This window comes from Legionella micdadei, assembly GCF_000953635.1.
Lineage (GTDB): Bacteria > Pseudomonadota > Gammaproteobacteria > Legionellales > Legionellaceae > Tatlockia > Tatlockia micdadei.
Window position 1 is genome coordinate 2152746 of the sequence record NZ_LN614830.1, and the last position, 19651, is coordinate 2172396.

The following is a 19651-nucleotide window of genomic DNA, read 5'->3' on the forward strand; positions in this document are numbered from 1 at the left end:
TTTGTCCCTTCGTGAGCCATTATGGTTCATGCATTAGCTCCAATTGCATTCATCCGCTCATTAATTTGGGCTGTTAATTCCTCTTGCTCCTTATCAGGCCATATAAGAAGTACCAAACGATTCCTATTGAGCAATGCGACAGGACTCACATCTACTTTAATAAAAGCTTCTCCGGGAATACTTCGGACACTTTCAACTTGGCCAACTGGATAACCTTCCGGATAGAGACGGCCAAGACCTGAAGTAACCAGCAAATCTCCTTTTTCAATCGATGATGTTCGCGGTAAATTAACCAGAGATAGCTGACTCATATTATTGGTTCCCACTAGAATAGCTCGCTCACCGGTGCGATTATTTCTTACAGGAACAGCACTTTTTGAATCTGAGATTAATAACACAGTGCTTGTCATATATCCTACATCGATAATCTGTCCCATTACCCCTTTTGCATCAAGCACGGGTTGCCCCGTATACACACCGTCACGCTTTCCTTTATTCAAAACAACTAATTGCCGTGAAATACTTGTGTCGACAGCTAAAATTTGTGCTGCCATCGCCCTCATATTTGCTTTGGTTGAGGTGAGTAATAATTCCCTAAGCTGAGAGTTTTCTTCTTTAATCACTAACAGTTTTTGTAATTCGGCCTCAAGCAAAGTTTGCTGATACCGCAACTGCATATTCTCGTTAATTAACGCCTTTTTAGCACTGACTAACGATTGAATCCAACCAATAACGCGCACAGGATAATCAACTGCGTATTGCAAAGGAGAGACAAGCAAAGCAAAGCCGCTACGCACGCTATCTAAATACCGATAGTGATAGTCTGAAAACATCAGTGAGACCGACAGCATTGAGGCAAACACAAAACCAAATGGCCTATGCTTGCCTTTAGCGAAGAGTCTGTCTTTAGGATTATTCTGTTGAGAGGAAATCACCGCCACGTAGATCCATTGTTTCCAGGGCCTTACCACCACCACGAGCAACGCAAGTTAATGGATCTTCTGCCACTAGCACGGGTAGACCTGTTTCTTCCATCAATAGGGTATCCATATTTTTCAAGAGAGCCCCACCGCCAGTTAGCACCATACCGCGTTCCGCAATATCAGCAGCCAATTCAGGTGGCGCCAGTTCGAGAGCAGCCCTAACAGCACCGACAATACCAGATAATGGTTCTTGTAAAGCTTCCAAGATTTCGGCGCTGGTTAGAGTAAAACTACGGGGTACCCCTTCGGCTAGATTTCGCCCTCTGACTTCAATCTCAAATAGATCGCGACTTGGGAAAGCAGAACCAATCTCATGCTTAATGCGTTCAGCTGTCGTCTCACCTATTAGAGTTCCATAATTTCGACGGACATAAGAAACGATCGCATCATCAAACTTGTCACCGCCAATACGCACTGATTGATGATAAACGATACCGCTGAGAGAAATAATAGCAACTTCAGTTGTACCACCACCAATATCAACGACCATTGAGCCACTAGCTTCTTCAACTGGCATACCAGAACCTAATGCTGCCGCCATAGGTTCTTCAATGAGAAACACCTCGCGCGCCCCTGCTCCCATTGCTGACTCACGAATTGCGCGTCTCTCGACTTGGGTCGAACCGCAAGGCACACAAACCAGCACCCGAGGACTTGGTCTCAGAAATCGATTTTCATGAACCTTATGAATAAAATGCTGGAGCATTTTTTCAGTAACAAAGAAATCGGCTATTACCCCATCTTTCATTGGCCGAATAGCATTAATGTTACCCGGAGTCCTTCCAAGCATTCGTTTGGCTTCGAGACCAACAGCCGCTACTCGCTTTTGACCCGACTCATTGCGTAAAGCAACAACAGAAGGTTCATTTAAGACTATCCCTTTATCCCGCACATAAATCAACGTATTGGCCGTCCCCAAATCAATCGATAAATCATTGGAAAAAACGCCCCGCAATTTCCTGAACATGAGCCTCACTACCTCGTTCTTTTTTTGGCGAACACTTTAACCTATATTGAGATAAAAATCGACAGATCTTTTGAAAGATTTATTGCAAGGCTACCGCGTCTAAATTCCTCGAAGTAGGCGAACGTGTGCCTACCCGCATGAGTGCGAGAAATGGCGTTGAACAGAGTATAAACTCAAGCTCACTTTTCATTATGGATTATTTCTTTCTATTTAAGCTGACTCGCCTTATTAGCGCATTCACATAACAGATACCGCGCATAAAGCGCGGTACTTAGAAAAATTTAGAGAATAGAAGTATTAATTAACCATAAACACTTTTTCCAATTCCTTTAGATGATTTTTAACGAATCGATTGCCCAAACCAGGTACCTTAGACAACCCTTCAATCGAATTAAAATTGCCGTGTTCTGTACGATATTTAACGATCGCTTCGGCTCGTTTTTGACCTATGCCTTTAGCAGCTCCAACTAAAGTATTCAGATCGGCTTTGTTTAAATCAATTTTTGCTGTGGATTTTTGCATGGATAATGCAGGGCTTTTATTAAGCTGTTCGCTAGCAGCGTGGGCAGGAAGATAGGCTATTGATAACAACAAGACAGCAGCAAATAAATTTGCTTTCATTTAAATCTCCTTTTTGATTGGACTTATGTGGTTTTCAGACCACCTTTGCTGCCTCTTTTTTTAAAGAGGCAGCAAAGTATTGCAATATTTTTTTTATCTGTCGAGGGCTATTTGTTCAAAATGATGATTTAGAACGTAGGCAACGCAGCATGTTAATTTTTCCACCATTTTTAGGTGCAAAAATTCATTTGGCCCATGAGCATTTGAATGTGGACCTAGGACTCCGGTTATCAAAAACTGGGCTTGGGGAAACCTTTCACCAAGCATAGCCATAAAAGGAATAGTCCCGCCTTCCCCCATATAAACAGGTGGCTTCTGATAAAACGCCATTGAAGCCTCATCTACGGCCTTTGACAGCCAATCAGATAAAGGTGGCGCATTCCATCCTCCTGCAGCATTATCAACGCGGAAACTCACTTTAGCTCGATAAGGGGGATCTTCAGTCAAAACTTTTTGAATTGCCTCTGCCGCTTTTTGGGGAGAAACTAACGGAGGTAGGCGCATTGACAGTTTCAAAGAGGTTTTAGGCCTTAAAACATTTCCGGCATCGGCAAGTCTCGGGAGTCCTTCTGCTCCAGTCACTGCTAAAGCTGGACACCAAGTGCGATTTAAAATAAGCTGCTTTTTGTCTTTGGTGATAGGTTCTACGCCAGGATGCAATGGAAACCCACAGTATACTTCCTCCCCCAAAACTTCCGCACACACTTCGGCCTGACTTACACGTTCTTTCGGAATATCACAGTGCAATTCCGGTAATTTGATCTCCCCGCTTAGTTCATCTTCAATGCGGCTTATCACCTGTTTTGCAACGCGAAAGCTATCAGCGACAATCCCGCTGCCATACCCAGAATGCACTGCTTCACTCAACAATTCCACTGTCAACTCACCAACAACATTCCCGCGTAACGATGTCGTCATCCATAATTGCTCATAATTTCCTGCGCCGGAATCCAAACAAATCACCAACGAAGGCTCACCGATTCTTTCTTTTAAAGCATCGATGTAATAAGGTAAATCATAGCTACCACTTTCTTCACACGCCTCAATGATTAACACGCAACGGGCATGCGCTAGGTTTTGTTCCTGCAAAGCACGTATTGCCGTTATCGATGCATAAGCCGCATAACCATCATCAGCACCACCCCGCCCATAGAGACGGTCATCTTTAAGGACAGGTGTCCAAGGACCTAAACCTTCAAGCCAACCTGTCATTTCTGGTTGTTTATCAAGATGGCCATAAAGCAATACAGTTTGCTCCGTTTTTCCAGGGACCTCCATGAATAATAACGGGGTTCGATTTGGCAATCGCATTATTTCCAGCCTCATGTTAGCTGGACCGTGATTCTTACACCACTCTGCCACATGGTTAACTGCTTGCTCCATATAGCCATGTGCTTGCCAATCTTTATCAAAATGAGGTGATTTGTTTGGAATTTTTATGTAATCACACAAACTGGGTAGAATTGTTTCTTTCCATTCCCGACTGACATAATCATACAGTTTTTGGGGATTCAACATGCATCTGCTCCTTGATAAGGGCTATGATTTTTAGGGTTGCGGATTCAATATTTAATCTTTTGATCCTTTCAATGATTTCCTCTTTATGTTGATATACATCGTTAACCGCTTGCAAGAAACTGTCTGTAGAGAGTGTCTCCTCATCCAAAACGTGACTAATTCCCTGCTTCATAAAATAGCGTGCATTTTGAATTTGGTCGCCACGGCTGGCATGTATCGATAGAGGGATAAAAAGATGTGGCTTTTGCAAGGCTAGAATTTCATAGACGGAATTTGCCCCTGCACGCGAAACAACCAAATCGCTTGCTGCAAACAAATCAGCCATTTCCTTATTTGCGTATTCCAACTGACAATAATCGGGATGATTTAATAAAGCGCTATCTCGCTTACCTTTGCCGCATAAATGAATAATCTGATATTGCAGGCTCAATGCCGGCAGCGCATTTCGAACGATTGAATTGAGTTTCAATGAACCTTGACTGCCACCCATTACAAGTAAACATGGTTTATTTTTCTTAAATCCGCATAAAGCTAAACCGGCTTCTTTTGAGCCTTGGAATAATTCTGGGCGAATCGGTGTGCCTGTCACTTCTACTTTTTCTTGGTTCTTGAAATATTGTTTAGCGGCGGCAAACGTCACACAAATTTTATCAACAAACGGGAAACTGAGACGATTAGCTAGACCCGGGCTCATGTCAGATTCGTGAGCAATTATCGGTATACGATTTAACCAGGCTGCAACAACAACAGGAAAAGCAACAAATCCACCCTTCGAAAAAACCACATCGGCTTTAAGTTTGCGCATCAGTCGATAAGCCTGACCGATGCCAAGACAAATTTTAAATGGATCTAAAAAATTTTGCCAACTGAAATAGCGCCTTAATTTCCCGCTGCTTATTCCATGGAAAGGGATATGTAATGCGGTGATTATCCCTTGTTCTACCCCCTCATTTGAACCAATGTAATCAACTTGCCAACCTTCGTGCTGCAGTGCAGTGATTAAGGGTATGTTCGGCGTGACATGGCCTGCAGTGCCGCCTCCAGTAAAAACAATTCGTAGGTTCATTGAACATTCCTGATTAATAAGCTCAGATCAATCGCCTGGATTGATTTAGTGATTGCCCCTGTTGAAATATAGTCTACTCCAGTTTGAGCAATAGCAGCGATTGTTGACAAATTAATTCCTCCGGAAGCCTCTAATTTGCAACCATAAGGTTGGTTTATTTGTACTGCGGCTTCGATCATTTCTATAGAAAAATTGTCGAGTAAAATTCGGTCAGGTTTTGCCTTCAACGCTTCATCCAATTCATCGAGTGTTTCTACTTCTACTTCAATCAGTAAATTTTCCTTAAGTGATTTAGCTAACTCGACAGCTTTAGTAATCGACCCACACGCTTTAATGTGGTTTTCTTTAATTAAAAAAGCATCGTATAAACCCATCCGATGATTGACACCCCCAGCACAAGCTACAGCATATTTTTGCGCAAGTCGTAAGCCAGGTACTGTTTTACGGGTATCCAGCAGGCGCGTCTTGGTTCCTTTAAGCGCCTGTACATAATGATAGGTTTGTGTGGCTGTTGCTGATAGGCTTTGAAGAAAATTCAATGCACAGCGCTCAGCCGTTAATATCGATGCAGCAGACCCTTTCATGCGACATAGGGTTGCCGGGCTAGCTAACCACTCTCCTTCTTTCACTAGCCAATCCAATTTGATGGTCGAATTAATTACAGCAAAAACAGCTTCAACCCAAGGGCGCCCGCAAACTAACATAGGCTCTCTGGAAATAATTTCAGCTTCGGCCATAAGCGAACCAGGTATGAGTCCTGCACTCACGTCACCTGTACCCACATCTTCCTGTAATGCTCTTCTTACGTCTGTTAAAATATCAGATTGTTCGATTTTCATTTTTTTATCATTTTTTTGTCATGATTCGCATACCGCGCTTTTAAAAGCGGTGGCGCTAAAAAGGTTGTAACAATAACCATAAGGACAATTGCCGAAAAAAGCTGATCAGATATTACGCCCAACGTTCTGCCAATAGAAGCAAAAACCAACCCTACTTCGCCTCGCGGTAACATACCAATCCCGATTAGCCATCGATCATCTTTTTTACTTCCGCCTAATCCACTGATTAATTTTCCTAAAATCGCAGCAGCAATTAATCCGCCAGCCATCAATAATACATGCCAATCCCCAAAAGACTCCAGTTTGACTTGAATACCAATCAGTATAAAAAATAAAGGCGCTAGAATAGATTCGAGTGGAGTAATGAGATTCCCTATACTCTGGGAACTTTCTCTGGATTTTTCTGAGTCAAAAAAATCATCCTGTAAGATTAATCCTGCAGCAAACGCTCCGATAATTGTTGCCAGATGAACAAGTGTTGCCAACCAGGCGAGCATCATTACGAATATAAATGCAATAAATAATTTGAGTTCCCATAACTCTAGAAATCGAAAATATAAAGCTGCCTTACGCACAATCCAAGGACCAATGAGGAGCGCGCCAGCAAAAAAGGCAATGGCCGAAATGATAATTTTAGTTACCATCATCACATCGACTTCACCACTGAGTACTATAGAACTGACGACAGCAAGGATAATTAGACCTAAGATATCATCAATCATTGCTGCGCCAAGGATTGTTTTCGCTTCGCGAGTGCGCAATTTTTTCATTTCCGAAAGTACGCGCGCCGTGATTCCAATGCTGGTTGCCGATAACGTAGCTGCTACAAAAAGATGGGATTTATAGCTAGAACCTGGTGACAATAGATAAGCGACTAAAAAACCAAGGATAATGGGTACAACCACGCCAATTATAGCAACCAGTACCGCTTCTCGTCCGGTATGTTTTAAGTCTTCAATTGAACTTTCAAGACCCACTTTAAAAAGTAAGAAAATGACGCCATACCGAGAAAAAATATCCAGAATATAGGCGACTTTTATTAAGTCGACACCATTACTCTTGCTAAGGGCACTAGCAACTTGCTCAGCATAATAGGGATTAGGGATACTTTTATTAACTGCTTCTGTAAGGGGAACGCCAGTTAGCATATTCCTCATGATGTCAAAAACAGCTGACCCTTCACGTAAAACAACAACGAGATGAGAACCACCAAGATAAAAAAGATTGCCTAACAATACCCCCATCAATAATTCGCCAAGCACAGCTGGCTGCTTAAAGCGCTGGGCAATATCACGACCTATCAGCGCACATAAGAAAATAAAAGTGACCCAAAGGATGACTGGTGCAATAGGATCATGATGTTGTCCAGATGAACCATCTGCAAAAGCAATAGCAGGAATATATCCTGCCAATAAAATCCATGTCTTTGCGCTAGGCAGCATAAATTACTGCTCAGCAAGGAACAGGCAGGTTTCTAATACAGAATCAGGATTTAAAGACACGCTGTCTATTCCCTCTTTCATTAGCCATTGGGCGAAATCTTGATGATCAGAAGGTCCTTGGCCACAAATACCAACATATTTCCCTGCTTTTTTACATGTCGAGATGGCCATATGCAACAACGCTTTAACGGCTGAATCACGCTCATCAAATTGGGAAGCAATTAAACCTGAGTCTCTGTCTAAGCCCAAAGTAAGCTGAGTTAAGTCGTTTGAGCCAATCGAAAACCCATCGAAATATTCTAAAAATTCATTTGCAAGCAGGGCATTAGAGGGCAGTTCACACATCATAATAATCCGCAAATCTTCTTTCCCCCTTTCAAGGCCATGCTTTTTGAGTACGTTAATCACTTCTTCTGCCTCAGAAACTGTCCTAACAAAAGGAATCATCACTTCGACATTTTTAAGCCCCATGTCTTCCCTTACGCGGCGAACTGCCCTACATTCTAAAGCAAAGCAGTCAGCAAAGCTGTCGGATACGTAGCGAGAAGCGCCACGGAAACCGAGCATAGGATTTTCTTCATGTGGCTCGTACAATTGACCACCGACTAAATTAGCATATTCATTTGATTTAAAATCAGAAAGCCTGACAATCACCGGTTTAGGGTAAAATGCAGCAGCAATAGTAGCAATCCCTTCTTTTAATCGTTCGATGTAAAATTCAACTGGTGATTCATAAGCTGCTGTTTTATCAGCAATAAATTTTTTTAATACTTTATCTTGTAAATTTTCAAACTCCAATAATGCCTTTGGGTGAATCCCTATGGTATTTGAAATCAAAAATTCAAGGCGCGCTAATCCAACCCCTGCATTAGGTACTGATTGAAAAGCAAATGCGCGTTCGGGATTTCCCACATTAAGCATGATCTTAAGCGGTAATTCTGGCATTGTGTTTATATCCAAGCTAACACGCTCAAACGGCAGCAATCCTTCATAAACATAACCAATGTCACCTTCTGCGCAACAGACAGTAACTTCGTCCCCATCCTGAATCGCTCGTGTGGCATCGCCACAGCCGACGACAGCTGGGATTCCTAGTTCTCGCGCAATAATTGCTGCATGGCAAGTTCTACCGCCCCGATTAGTCACAATAGCTGCCGCGCGCTTCATGACAGGTTCCCAATCTGGATCCGTCATATCAGACACCAATACATCCCCTGGCTCAACACGATGCATTTCGCTAATGTCTTTAATAATCCGAGCGCGTCCTTGACCGATTCGCTGACCGATACTTCGCCCCTCGCTTAAAATTTTACCCTTCTTCTTAAGGGTATAACGTTCTAAGATCTGTTTATTAGCACGGCTTTTTACGGTTTCAGGCCGAGCTTGAAGGATGTAGAGCTTGCCATCCTTACCATCCTTAGCCCATTCAATATCCATTGGTTTGCCATAGTGATCTTCAATGATAATTGCTTGCTTAGCTAAAAGTTCAACTTCTTCATTTGTTAAAGAAAATTGTAAACGTTCTTGCGGAGCAACCTCTTCGGTTTTTACTCGGCTTTTATCGCAATAAACCATTTTTAAAGCCTTTGTACCTAAATTGCGGCGAATGACCGCAGGTTTTCCTGCCTTTAAGCCCGGTTTATGCACATAAAATTCATCGGGGTTGACAGCACCTTGAACAACCATTTCGCCCAAGCCATAGGATGAAGTAATAAAAACAACTTGATCAAAACCGGATTCGGTATCCATGGTAAACATTACACCGCTCTCAGCTAAATCGCTGCGAATCATTTGCTGAATACCTGCTGATAAAGCAACATCGTTATGAGCAAAGCCATGATGAGCACGGTAAGTAATTGCCCGATCGTTAAATAATGAGGCAAAAACGTGCTTTATGGTGATTAATATATCCTCGATCCCACGAACATTTAAAAAGGTCTCCTGCTGTCCTGCAAAGGAAGCTTCCGGTAAATCTTCTGCTGTCGCCGAAGAGCGGACTGCCACACTAAAATTATCATGACCAATCGCTTTTGCAAGTTTTTCATATGATTCGCGAACCGCTTTTTCAAAGCTTGGGGAAAATGGCGCTTTAATGACCATCTCACGAATGGTTTTGCCCACCGAAGTTAAAGCAGAAAGGTCTTCCGGGTCTAATGCATTAAGCAAATCATAAATTTTTTTATCTAGGCCATCATTAGCTAAAAACTCCCGAAACGCATCGGCAGTGGTCGCAAATCCCATTGGCACTAACACGCCTGCAGAAGATAAATGGCTTATCATCTCTCCCAAAGAGGCATTTTTACCCCCAACTTGCTCCAGATCCTTCATACCCAAGTTCTGCAAATCAATTGTGTGTGCACTGACAGCCATAAATTACCCTCTAATCCTTAAAAAATGACATTCATTCTACTGAAATTACTCAGGGATGTGAATTAATAACGTAACTTGTTTAAATTACTTTATTTTCATACTTGCAATAAACATCGACTCTCGCTAGATTGATAGCCATTTGCCCCATTTCTAATGATTAATTAAATTATGCATCAACCTAGCAAGATTTCTGTAGTCGCTCCGATGTACAATGAAGAAGCTATTATTGAAACCTATCTTCAGGAAACACTCAGAATATTGGAAGCTCACTATCACCGCTATGAATTGATCCTTGTTGATGATGGATCAACTGATCATACCCTAGCCCGTTGTACTCCATACGTGAAAGCAAATCGAAATATTCGGTTACTTTCTTTTTCACGAAATTATGGCCATGAAATTGCGTCAACCGCGGGCTTAGATCATGCAACAGGAGATTACGTAATATTAATGGATTCTGATCTGCAGCACCCGCCGGAGGTGATTCCCTCGATGGTGGCGAAAGCTCAAGAAGGGTATGATGTCGTTTGCGCCTCACGCATGAATCGCGAACATGAAACACGAGTTAAACAGTACACGGTTAAACTCTTTTATCGCTTAACTCGAAAAATGACAGGCTTTGATATGCAAGGTGATACAGGGAATTTCCGCCTTCTAAAACGGAGTGTTGTTGATTCACTAAAAAAAATGAAAGAGAGCAATCGTCATTTGCTCATGATGTTTGCCTATGTAGGCTTTAAAACAGCAAGTATTCCGTACTATTGTCCGCCAAGAACTGCCGGAAAATCAAAATATAGTTTTGGTAAATTAATTAATTTGGCTTTGGACTCAATTATCTCATTTTCTGCCCGTCCACTCCGCACAATGTCTTTTGTCTCGATTTTTATAAGCGTAGTGATGATGCTTTATGCCGGTTTTATTTTGATTGAAAAATTATTTACTCACCAACAATTGGCTAATGGGGTTGCTTCCGTTATTTTTTTAACATCAGGCCTTTTTTCAGTTTTATTTTTATTCTTAGCGATCATTTCCGAATACATAAGCCGGATTCTTGTGGAAACAAAAAATAGACCCTTGTATTATATCAAACAAGAAATATCCTACGAAACGCTGCAAAACGTTAACCAATTTGAGGTTAAGGCTTTTCATGAGTAGGAAAATCATTATTTGTGCCGATGATTACGCCCAAAATGAAGCAATCAGTGAAGGCATTCTCTTATTAGTACAAAATAAACGTATTAATGCCGTCAGTTGCTTGGTTAATCTACCTCATTGGAAAAAAGCGCACGCCGAATTGCGAAGAATAAGAAAGGATATCTTCATTGGTCTGCATATTAACCTTAGTTTTGGCAAAGCAGTGAGTGGAGCATGGCAAAAAATATATGCACCGAATTTTGAACACTTTCTCTCCCTTACTAAACAAAGCTATTTACGTCGTTTAGATAAGGAATGTGTAGAAGCTGAAATTTGTGCTCAACTTGACACCTTTATCAACTCTACCGGCATACCTCCCGATTTCATTGACGGCCATCAACACATCCATCAATTCCCTATTATTCGCGATGCTTTGATTTCTGTTTATAAGCAAAAAAATTTGACTGCATTTTGTCGCAGCACAAGTAATAATTTGAAAGATTTATTCGATTTCAATTTTCCCAAACGCCAAGCGATCACTTTACTCGGCGGTTTTAAGTTAAAAACGCTTCTAAATGAACAAGCTATTCCAACCAATTCGAGTTTTGCAGGTATTTATAACTTTGCTTCCGCAAAAAATTACCGCTATTACTTTCGGCAGTTTTTAAAACAAACTCGTTCAGGAGGTCTAATCATGTGCCATCCGGGTAATCGCTCCAATGACCTCAATGATCCTCTATACCACTATCGCCATTATGAGCTGGATTATTTTATGAGTGATGCTTTTTTAAGTGATCTACACGAGCAACAATGTAGATTACAATGCAAATCCGAAGTTATCTAAGGTTTTTAATTAATGACGAGCGTAAATTATCCATTTAAATTAAGTAAAAAATTCTATTACAAAGCAGTATTTGCCTTGTCATTTCTTTTGCTGTGTCGATTAATAGCTATGTATTTCGTTCCATTAATGGATAGCACTGAATCACGATACAGTGAAATCGCCCGGGAAATGCTGCGGTCCAATAATTGGATTACGCTTTTCCATCACTATGGTGCCCCCTTTTTGGCAAAACCCCCTCTTTCGACCTGGTTAACAGCCTTATCTTTAAAACTATTTGGTCTTAACGAATTAGCAGTACGTCTACCTAGCCTACTGCTATCCATTGGTATTCTTTGGCTGGTTTGGTTTTTAGCAAAGAAAAGGAATGACTCGACTGTAGCCACTGTAACGGTGATATTTCTTTCCGGCGGTTTGTATTTTTATTTAAATGCTGGTGCAACAATGACAGATGCATCCCTCATCTTCTGCACCACAACAAGCATGGTTGCCTTCTGGCTTAGCATGGCCAGCCGCTCAAAAGGCTGGTCTTACATCTTTTTTATTGCTTTGGGTTTAGGGTTATTAGCAAAAGGCCCCATCGCTACAGTCCTTACGGCAATGCCTATTCTCACCTGGGTGTTATTACGTAAACAATGGAAAGAACTGTGGTTGAATTTCCCTTGGATAAAAGGAAGCTTCATTACACTAGCGATCGCCCTCCCATGGTATATTATGGCAGAAATTCGTACCCCTGGGTTTCTCAATTATTTCATTATTGGAGAGCATTTCCTGCGATTTTTTGTGCCCTCCTGGAGGGGTAATATGTATGGGTTTTCCCATGCAAAACCTTACGGCTTAATCTGGATTTATGGTCTAATTGGCCTCTTCCCTTGGTCTCCCATTGCAGGACTTTGGTTGCTTAATCATGGAAAAAAGCTACCTTCTCTTTTACGTGAAAAAGACCAAGGATGGTTGCTGTATCTTCTTCTCTGGGCTTACTTACCTTTATTATTTTTTACCTTTTCAAAGAATATTATCTATACTTACGTCTTTCCGAGCTTACCGGCTTTTGCCCTATTATTTGCCGAGCTATGGAAACGAACAGGGATAACAGAACGCAATGCAACAAGAATACTTTATTTAACTCTAGTTATTGGAATTGCTTTTCTTGTAACCACAACTATTATAGAGCTAACTCCAGGCAAAATCGCCAAATCACAAAGACCAGTCGTGTCTTTATGGAAAAGGCAAAATCCCCCAAACAACACCAAACTCATTTACTGGGCTACTCGCCTTGAGTATTCAGCCCAGTTTTATTCCGATGGGAGGGCATTATCGACGCGGAACCTCTATTATTTGGCCTTCTTATTTGCATCCAATCCGAATAGTTATTTGGTGATTAATTCCAGTGAATTGATACAAATCCCGCAAAACTTACTTTCTAAATTTAAGCAAGTCGCTGAAATACAATTTTTAAGGTGTAAACTTCTCTTACTTTATAACCAGGAGAGGATAGAGGTATCAAGCTTGGATTTATGGCGATAGCATGAGAGAGCCAGGTAGTCATATTGCTGCTCTTAGTCAATTGCAAGAGCAACATGCTTCACCAGCCCCCCTTAATCAAGATAGCTAGACAATGTCAAAAGAATTGATAGACTCAGCAAATTATGAGCCTCTGTTTTCAGGCCAGAGGCCTACAACGATTCCTGAACATAGACCTCGTGATCCGGAAACTTATGCATATACTTACTAAAACTAGCCTGCTCATCTTAAGCCTAGGCCCAAAGGCTGTGGAATATAATAATCTTTTAATATCGAATCATGAGGAACATTATGGTGCATTCGTTAGCGCTATTTGCGCCCTTCTTTCATGCCGTTTCTCTTGCCATGTTTGCAGTAAAACATAAAATGCAGGAACAAAAACTACAGCAAGGCAGGTCGAAGCAATCATACCACTACATACGGCAATTCCGATGGAATGGCGCGCGTTAGCACCAGCACCTGTTGCAAACACTAAAGGCAATACGCCCATAATGAATGCAAATGAGGTCATGAGAATAGGCCGAAACCGAGTTTTTGCGCCCAGTACCGCCGCTTCTAAAATTGTTTTGTTATGAATGAGTCTTTGTTCGCGTGCGACCTCAACAATTAAAATCGCATTTTTCGCAGCTAAAGCTATCAGTAACAAAATACCAATTTGGGTATACATGTTATTGGCAAGCCCCAGAAGAGATAAGGCGGATACAGTTCCGATTAACGCCAATGGAACACTGAGAAGAATGGCAAGAGGAGTGACCCAATTTTCGTATTGGCCGGCTAAGATCAGATAAACCAAAACGAGTGATAAAATAAAAATATATTGACTAATATTTCCTGCCACTTTCTCTTGATAAGCAGTACTTGTCCATTCATAAGAAATTCCTGGTGGTAAGAACGCCTTAGCCAATTGCTCCAATGACTGTATGGCTTGTCCAGTACTGTACCCAGATGCTGCTATTCCATTAATAAGACTGGACGGATAAAGGTTATATAAGGATATAATTGACGGTCCAAGCGCTGAATCAATATCAGTTAGAGTCCCCAAAGGCACCATCTCGCCTGATTTATTTCTTACATAAAAATTACGTACGTCGTTGATAGTCATTCTTGAAGGTGCATCAGCTTGTACATAAACCTGAAATACTTGACCAAATTTAGTAAAAAGATTGACGTAAGATGAGCCTAAATAAGTCTGTAAAGTATCAAATGCATCACCCAACGTTACGCCTAATGTTTCTGCCTTAGTCCGATTAATAGGTGCCGACACTTGCGGTACAGAAGCACGAAAAGTAGTGATTAGCTTTTGTAAGGCAGGTTGTTTGTTACCAAGAGCAACAAGTTGATCAGTCACGTCTTGTAATTTCCGATAGTCAAAACTACCGTCTTGTAATTCAACCTGCATCTGAAAACCACCTGATAATCCTAATCCTTGAATCGGCGGGGGGACTATCACGGAAACTTTAGCTTCGAGGGTTTTTGCCGCAATGTCATTAAGTTTGTTGTACAAGGCCCGCAAATCTTCACCCTTACCTCTTACACTCCAATCTTTGAACATAACATACAAAACGCCTGCATTTGCGAGATTGGTATTGTTATCTAAGAGTGAAACCCCATCAATAGCGATGGTATCTCTAACACCACCCACTCTAGCTACCTTTTTACTTAGATCATTCATTATGTTTTCTGTTCGCTCTAACGTCGCGCCATCGGGTAACATGACATTAAGGATGAGATAACCTTGATCTTCAATGGGAATAAAACCAGTAGGAACCCGGCTTAAACCAAAAATAGCAAGTGAGATGAGTACAAGGCCAAGTAGACAAACCGACCCACTGTTATGGACAAGCCGGTCGATCAATGCAACGTACTTAGCTTCAATTGGATTATAAATTCGATCAAATGCACGGAAAAATACATTTTTCTTTCTATTCGGGTCGATTGGTTTAAGCCACAAAGCACACTGCGTGGGCTTTAAAGTCAGGGCATTGATGGCACTAATAAAAGCGGTCGCAGCAATGACTAACGCAAATTGCGCATACATTGAACCGGTTAAGCCAGGCATAAAGCCCGCAGGCAAAAAGACAGCCATCAACATCAACGTGATACCCAGAATAGGTCCTAAAAGCTCTTTCATGGCTTCAATCGCTGATGATTTTGGGGGAGTGCCTCGTTCAATATGCTGAGAAACCCCTTCAACGATGACAATAGCGTCATCCACCACAATTCCTATAGCTAGCACTAAAGCAAATAAAGTAAGGAGGTTAATGCTAAACCCCAAAGCCAGCATGGCTATAAATGCACCAATAATGGTGATAGGCACTGTCGTTGCAGGCACCATGGTTGCACGAAAATTTTGTAAAAAAACCATGATAACAACCAACACCAAAATACCCGCTTCAAAAAGGGTCTTATAGACCTCATTGACCGATGCCTTGACGAAGACAGTGGTGTCAAAAGGAATTGAATATTGCAATCCTGGCGGAAATTTTGCCGCCATTTTAGCAACTGTTTTACGGACTTCCTTGGCGACTTGTAAAGCATTTGCATTAGGAAGCTGGTATATCCCAATTGCAGCAGCAGGCTTACCATTAAGTTTTGCAAGCATGCTGTAGTTGGAAGAGCCTAACTCGACACGCCCCACATCCCGAATGCGTACCACCTGGGCACTCGTGCTCGCATTCGCTTTTTGATTGGGTTTAGTCGATACTGTTTTGATAATGATCTCAGCGAACTCGTCTGGATTAGCAAGCTGTCCCGGCACATTGACTGTAAGTTGATAAGGTTGATTCCCCACTGTAGGTGGAGCAGCAATTTGCCCTGCAGAAATTTCCTTATTTTGATTACGAATCGCTTCAAGCACATCACTCGGATTTAGTCCGAACGCAAACATTCTTTGCGGATCAAGCCAGATTCGCATCGCATAAGAACCTGAACCAAAAATGAGCACATTGCCGACACCAGGTAAGCGTGCTAGTTCATTCTGCATATTGATGGTGGCATAGTTATTCAGAAATAACCCGTCATACTCACCATGCGCTGCTGTCAACGTGATAAATTGCAAAATTGCTGTTGATTTTTGCTGAACGACGACCCCTTGCTGCTGAACAGATTCTGGTAATTGAGCCATTGCTGCTTGGACGCGGTTTTGCACAAGCATTTGCGCAAAATTGAGATCTGTCCCAATGGCAAAAGTAACAATCAGGGTATATGCGCCGCTATTAGTGCTTGTTGATTGCATGTAGAGCATATTTTCTACACCATTGACTTGCTGCTCGATAGGAAGTGCTACTGTTTTAATCAGTGTCTTCGCATCAGCCCCTGGATAAGTTGTTGTGACCTGGATAGTCGGTGGGACAATGGCAGGGTATTGAGAAACAGGTAGGACATAGATTGCAACTGCGCCCAACAATACGAACAACAACGCAATCACATTGGCGAGTACGGGCCGTTCAATAAAAAATTCTGAAATCATTCTTGTATATTCCCATTCGGAACAATTTTAACTTGGTTGCCAGGCACCGCATTTTGTATTCCAGAAATCACCACGTTATCCTGTGCATCAAGCCCTTTCACAATAGCTCGAATTCCTTGTTCCAATGTTCCTAGTTGAACACGCTTTAATTGGACGTAGTTGTTTTGATCGACTGTCAATACATAAGGCCCAATTTGATCGTACTGCACTGCTGTATTCGGCACGGTTAGTTGACGTGTCGGTTTCGTCACAGGAATACGGACTTGCACAAAGAGGCCTGGAAGTAAACTGTAGTCTTTATTGGACAAAAGCGCACGAAACTCCATTGTTCCAGTTGAAGCATTTAGACCAGTGTTAACGAAATTAAGTTTCCCTTGATGGCTAAAACTTGTTTCAGTTTGCATTTTTACCGCGACAGGTACTTCATCAATTTTGCCAGGATTAAAGGTATTGTTGCGTATCGCTTCACGGATTTTAATTAAATCTAGCTCATTAAGATTAAAGTAAACATAGATAGGATCAATTTGCTCAATGGTAGCTAAATCAGTGGCCACGCCATCACCAACCAAATTTCCGGGATCAACCAAATGACGGCCAATACGCCCATCAAAAGGGGCGAGGACATGAGTATAACTATAGGTAATTGCAGCCTCATCCGCATTAGCCACAGCCTTATCAATTTCGGCTTTATTCTCAACAGTCTTTGCGTACCATTTTTCCACATTATCAAGAGAAGTAGCATGTTGTTTATACATGCGTTGCTGGCGCTTATATTCAGCTAAGGCATAGTCATAGGAGGCTTTTTGGGCAACAACAGACGCTTGCGCTTCTTTTAATTGATCAAGATAGGGTTGTGGTTCTATGATGAATAGCTCTTTCCCTTTTTTGATAAACGTGCCGTCAGTGAATTCCACCGCCTGCAAATAACCCTTAACACGTGCGACTAAATCGACAGAATTATAAGCCACAAGTGTCCCTGTCTGAGTCACAAACTCTCTCATGTTATTCGCTCTGGGTTTTTGCACGACAGCTTCTGGAAGTGGCACTTCTTGAACGGGGTTAGTTGAGCGGTGTTTAGCAAACCAAAAAAGAAAAGCGATAACGAGCCCGATTATCACGATGTATGCTATTTTTGATGATCGATTTGGATTCATACTCATCACCAATTAGGTAAATAAAGTTGCTTGGTTCTCTGCGCCTTCGTGGTAGGTGGCTCATGGTTTTGCTGCTTAAGTAAACTACCCCAATTAGTTCGAGCGGCCATCTCTTCTTTAATCTTATTAGGTACAATATCATTGCCATCACGAATTTGCCAGCCGCCACCTAATGCGCGATAAAGCGCTACTAAAGCTTTAGGTATATCCCCCTTTGCATTCGTTAAATTGCTCTGGACTTGAAGCTGTTCGCGCTCTGCGATGAGGACGGGAGTAAAATCAGACTCCCCTTCTACGAATCGAACCATTGCAAGTCGTGTCGTCTTAATGGCTGCATTATTTGCTACGATAAGATGGCGTTCCGCTTTTTTTGCCTCAGTAAACTGAGTAATATGATCTTGAACTTCTTGTTGCGCCTTTAACACTGCATTAAGGTAATCCAAAAGCGCCTGCTGGAAAGCAGCATCTTGAATACGTACTGCATTAGTAATCTGGCCATAATTTAATATGGGCCAATTGAAAGAAGGTCCTGCTGTGACTGTGCGATTTGACCAATGAAATATATCGCTCAACGAAGAACGGCCAATTGTATTGGCAGCAAAAGCAAACGTGCCCGAAAGCGAAAAGGCAGGATAAAGGTTAGCTTTTGTTGCCCCAATCGATTCAGATTGTGCAATAGCTTCCATTCGCGCTTGATAAATATCGGGTCGTTTAGCCAATGTTTCTAGCGGAATTCCCACTGCAACACTCAGTGGGGCTTGAGGAATTCCTCGATTTTTGCCTAACAAACCATCCACTTTATCTGGCGTAGTTCCCAGCAATACGCCTAGAAAATCTTTTTGTTGCTGCAATTGGCTAATTAGTTGCGGAATTTTTGCCTGCGTTTGGGATAATTCTGTCTTAGCTTGCTCTACATTAATTTGACTGGTTTGCCCTGCTGTGTAACGAGCGTTCGCTAAATTGTATCCTTCGGTTTGCACCTGAATATTCTGCTTGGTGATACGAATTAACTCCTCTGTGGTGCGAATATCAATATAGGCTGTTGCAATATCCGAGGTGAGGGTGACTAAAGCTTGGTCATAAGCTGCAAAGGAGGCTAAGAAAAGGGCATCGTTAGCCAAAATTGCCCTGCGGTATTTTCCCCAAAAATCGATTTCCCAGCTCGCCGTTACACCTAAGACATCGGTCCAAAAATTGGATTGTATGACATGTTGTAATGACCCGCCGCCAATCCGATTGTAAGTAAGATTTCCAAATAACGCTTGCTGTTGGGGATACAGCTCTCCCACCGATTGCGCAAGTTGAGCCCTCGCTTTTAAGACATTAACTGCTGCACTCTGAATAGTTAAATTATTTTGATAACCCTGATTGATTAAATTCGTAAGGATGGGATCGTGAAAAACTTGCCACCAATTCGCATTTTGGATAGAACATTTTTTAATTTTTGGATCGTTTACTAGCCAACGATCAGCAACTTTTTTCTCGGGCTCTTTATAATTGGGTCCGACAAGGCAAGAACTGAGGAGAAAACACAACACTATTATAAAAATCTTTAGCATAGTGCCAGTCCTTTGCCTTAAGTATTGTGTCGTTAAAATACTGTATCACTTAGAGTAAATTCGTCAAGATAAGCGAGGCCTCATCATCGCGAAGTGCTTAACCGCGTTGCAGAAACCAGAATATAATTCACATCTGCTCCTGCATCTAATATCATATAGAATTT

General features: G+C 41.8%; 14 protein-coding genes. 3 read left to right on the forward strand and 11 right to left on the reverse strand.

What is annotated here, in order from left to right; genetic code table 11:
* Positions 1-26: 26 nt before the first annotated feature.
* The 8 genes from mreC to ppsA all read right to left on the reverse strand — a co-directional run bounded on the left by mreC (position 27) and on the right by ppsA (position 9806).
* Entirely contained in the window at positions 27-935 is a 909-nt protein-coding gene (gene mreC, locus LMI_RS09640; RefSeq protein WP_045099613.1) for a rod shape-determining protein MreC, read from the reverse strand.
* Positions 913-1950, reverse strand: a complete 1038-nt coding sequence (locus LMI_RS09645) for a rod shape-determining protein (RefSeq protein WP_025385468.1) — start codon at positions 1948-1950, stop codon at positions 913-915. Before LMI_RS09645 ends, mreC begins: the two co-directional genes overlap by 23 nt.
* 297 nt (positions 1951-2247) lie before the next feature.
* Complete coding sequence (locus LMI_RS09650) at positions 2248-2571, reverse strand: ComEA family DNA-binding protein (protein WP_045099614.1); 324 nt, start codon at positions 2569-2571, stop codon at positions 2248-2250.
* Positions 2572-2664: 93 nt separating this feature from the next.
* Complete coding sequence (locus LMI_RS09655) at positions 2665-4089, reverse strand: M20 family metallopeptidase (protein WP_045099615.1); 1425 nt, start codon at positions 4087-4089, stop codon at positions 2665-2667.
* Positions 4064-5155 (reverse strand): undecaprenyldiphospho-muramoylpentapeptide beta-N-acetylglucosaminyltransferase, encoded by a 1092-nt coding sequence (murG, locus tag LMI_RS09660; protein WP_045099616.1) that lies wholly within the window; start codon positions 5153-5155, stop codon positions 4064-4066. Before murG ends, LMI_RS09655 begins: the two co-directional genes overlap by 26 nt.
* On the reverse strand, positions 5152-5994 hold the full coding sequence (nadC, locus tag LMI_RS09665; protein WP_045099617.1) for a carboxylating nicotinate-nucleotide diphosphorylase: 843 nt from the start codon (positions 5992-5994) through the stop codon (positions 5152-5154). The genes murG and nadC overlap by 4 nt, the downstream gene beginning before the upstream one ends.
* Positions 5991-7433, reverse strand: coding sequence for a cation:proton antiporter domain-containing protein (locus tag LMI_RS09670; protein ID WP_102010593.1), 1443 nt, complete (start codon positions 7431-7433; stop codon positions 5991-5993). The genes nadC and LMI_RS09670 overlap by 4 nt, the downstream gene beginning before the upstream one ends.
* Before the next feature lie 6 nt (positions 7434-7439).
* Complete coding sequence (gene ppsA / locus LMI_RS09675) at positions 7440-9806, reverse strand: phosphoenolpyruvate synthase (RefSeq protein WP_045099619.1); 2367 nt, start codon at positions 9804-9806, stop codon at positions 7440-7442.
* A gap of 168 nt (positions 9807-9974) precedes the next feature.
* Between ppsA and LMI_RS09680 the strand changes: the two genes are divergently transcribed.
* Genes LMI_RS09680 through LMI_RS09690 form a run of 3 tightly spaced genes read left to right on the forward strand, consistent with a single transcriptional unit; the run spans position 9975 to position 13308 of the window.
* The gene (locus tag LMI_RS09680) at positions 9975-10961 is read left to right on the forward strand and encodes a glycosyltransferase family 2 protein (RefSeq protein ID WP_045099620.1); all 987 of its coding nucleotides are present in this window, start codon (positions 9975-9977) and stop codon (positions 10959-10961) included.
* Positions 10954-11784: a ChbG/HpnK family deacetylase gene (locus tag LMI_RS09685; protein ID WP_045099621.1), complete on the forward strand. Its 831-nt coding sequence runs from the start codon at positions 10954-10956 to the stop codon at positions 11782-11784. Before LMI_RS09680 ends, LMI_RS09685 begins: the two co-directional genes overlap by 8 nt.
* Positions 11785-11796: 12 nt before the next feature.
* Positions 11797-13308, forward strand: coding sequence for an ArnT family glycosyltransferase (locus tag LMI_RS09690; RefSeq protein WP_045099622.1), 1512 nt, complete (start codon positions 11797-11799; stop codon positions 13306-13308).
* A 286-nt stretch (positions 13309-13594) separates the two neighbouring features.
* Here the strand turns inward: LMI_RS09690 and LMI_RS09695 are convergent, their stop codons facing one another.
* Genes LMI_RS09695 through LMI_RS09705 form a run of 3 tightly spaced genes read right to left on the reverse strand, consistent with a single transcriptional unit; the run spans position 13595 to position 19487 of the window.
* Positions 13595-16774, reverse strand: coding sequence for an efflux RND transporter permease subunit (locus LMI_RS09695; RefSeq protein ID WP_045099623.1), 3180 nt, complete (start codon positions 16772-16774; stop codon positions 13595-13597).
* Positions 16771-17937 carry an efflux RND transporter periplasmic adaptor subunit gene (locus tag LMI_RS09700; protein WP_416419536.1) on the reverse strand — a complete coding sequence of 389 codons (1167 nt, stop codon included), beginning with the start codon at positions 17935-17937 and terminating at the stop codon, positions 16771-16773. Before LMI_RS09700 ends, LMI_RS09695 begins: the two co-directional genes overlap by 4 nt.
* Entirely contained in the window at positions 17934-19487 is a 1554-nt protein-coding gene (locus LMI_RS09705) for an efflux transporter outer membrane subunit (protein WP_045099625.1), read from the reverse strand. Before LMI_RS09705 ends, LMI_RS09700 begins: the two co-directional genes overlap by 4 nt.
* Between the last annotated feature and the right edge of the window lie 164 nt (positions 19488-19651).

Bases quoted from the DNA above. Each gene is read 5' to 3' on its own strand.
- LMI_RS09645 (WP_025385468.1), bottom strand. From the start codon at position 1,950: ATGTTCAGGAAATTGCGGGGCGTTTTTTCCAATGATTTATCGATTGAT.
- LMI_RS09650 (WP_045099614.1), bottom strand. From the start codon at position 2,571: ATGAAAGCAAATTTATTTGCTGCTGTCTTGTTGTTATCAATAGCCTAT.
- LMI_RS09655 (WP_045099615.1), bottom strand. From the start codon at position 4,089: ATGTTGAATCCCCAAAAACTGTATGATTATGTCAGTCGGGAATGGAAA.
- murG (WP_045099616.1), bottom strand. From the start codon at position 5,155: ATGAACCTACGAATTGTTTTTACTGGAGGCGGCACTGCAGGCCATGTC.
- nadC (WP_045099617.1), bottom strand. From the start codon at position 5,994: ATGAAAATCGAACAATCTGATATTTTAACAGACGTAAGAAGAGCATTA.
- ppsA (WP_045099619.1), bottom strand. From the start codon at position 9,806: ATGGCTGTCAGTGCACACACAATTGATTTGCAGAACTTGGGTATGAAG.
- LMI_RS09680 (WP_045099620.1), top strand. From the start codon at position 9,975: ATGCATCAACCTAGCAAGATTTCTGTAGTCGCTCCGATGTACAATGAA.
- LMI_RS09685 (WP_045099621.1), top strand. From the start codon at position 10,954: ATGAGTAGGAAAATCATTATTTGTGCCGATGATTACGCCCAAAATGAA.
- LMI_RS09690 (WP_045099622.1), top strand. From the start codon at position 11,797: ATGACGAGCGTAAATTATCCATTTAAATTAAGTAAAAAATTCTATTAC.
- LMI_RS09695 (WP_045099623.1), bottom strand. From the start codon at position 16,774: ATGATTTCAGAATTTTTTATTGAACGGCCCGTACTCGCCAATGTGATT.
- LMI_RS09705 (WP_045099625.1), bottom strand. From the start codon at position 19,487: ATGCTAAAGATTTTTATAATAGTGTTGTGTTTTCTCCTCAGTTCTTGC.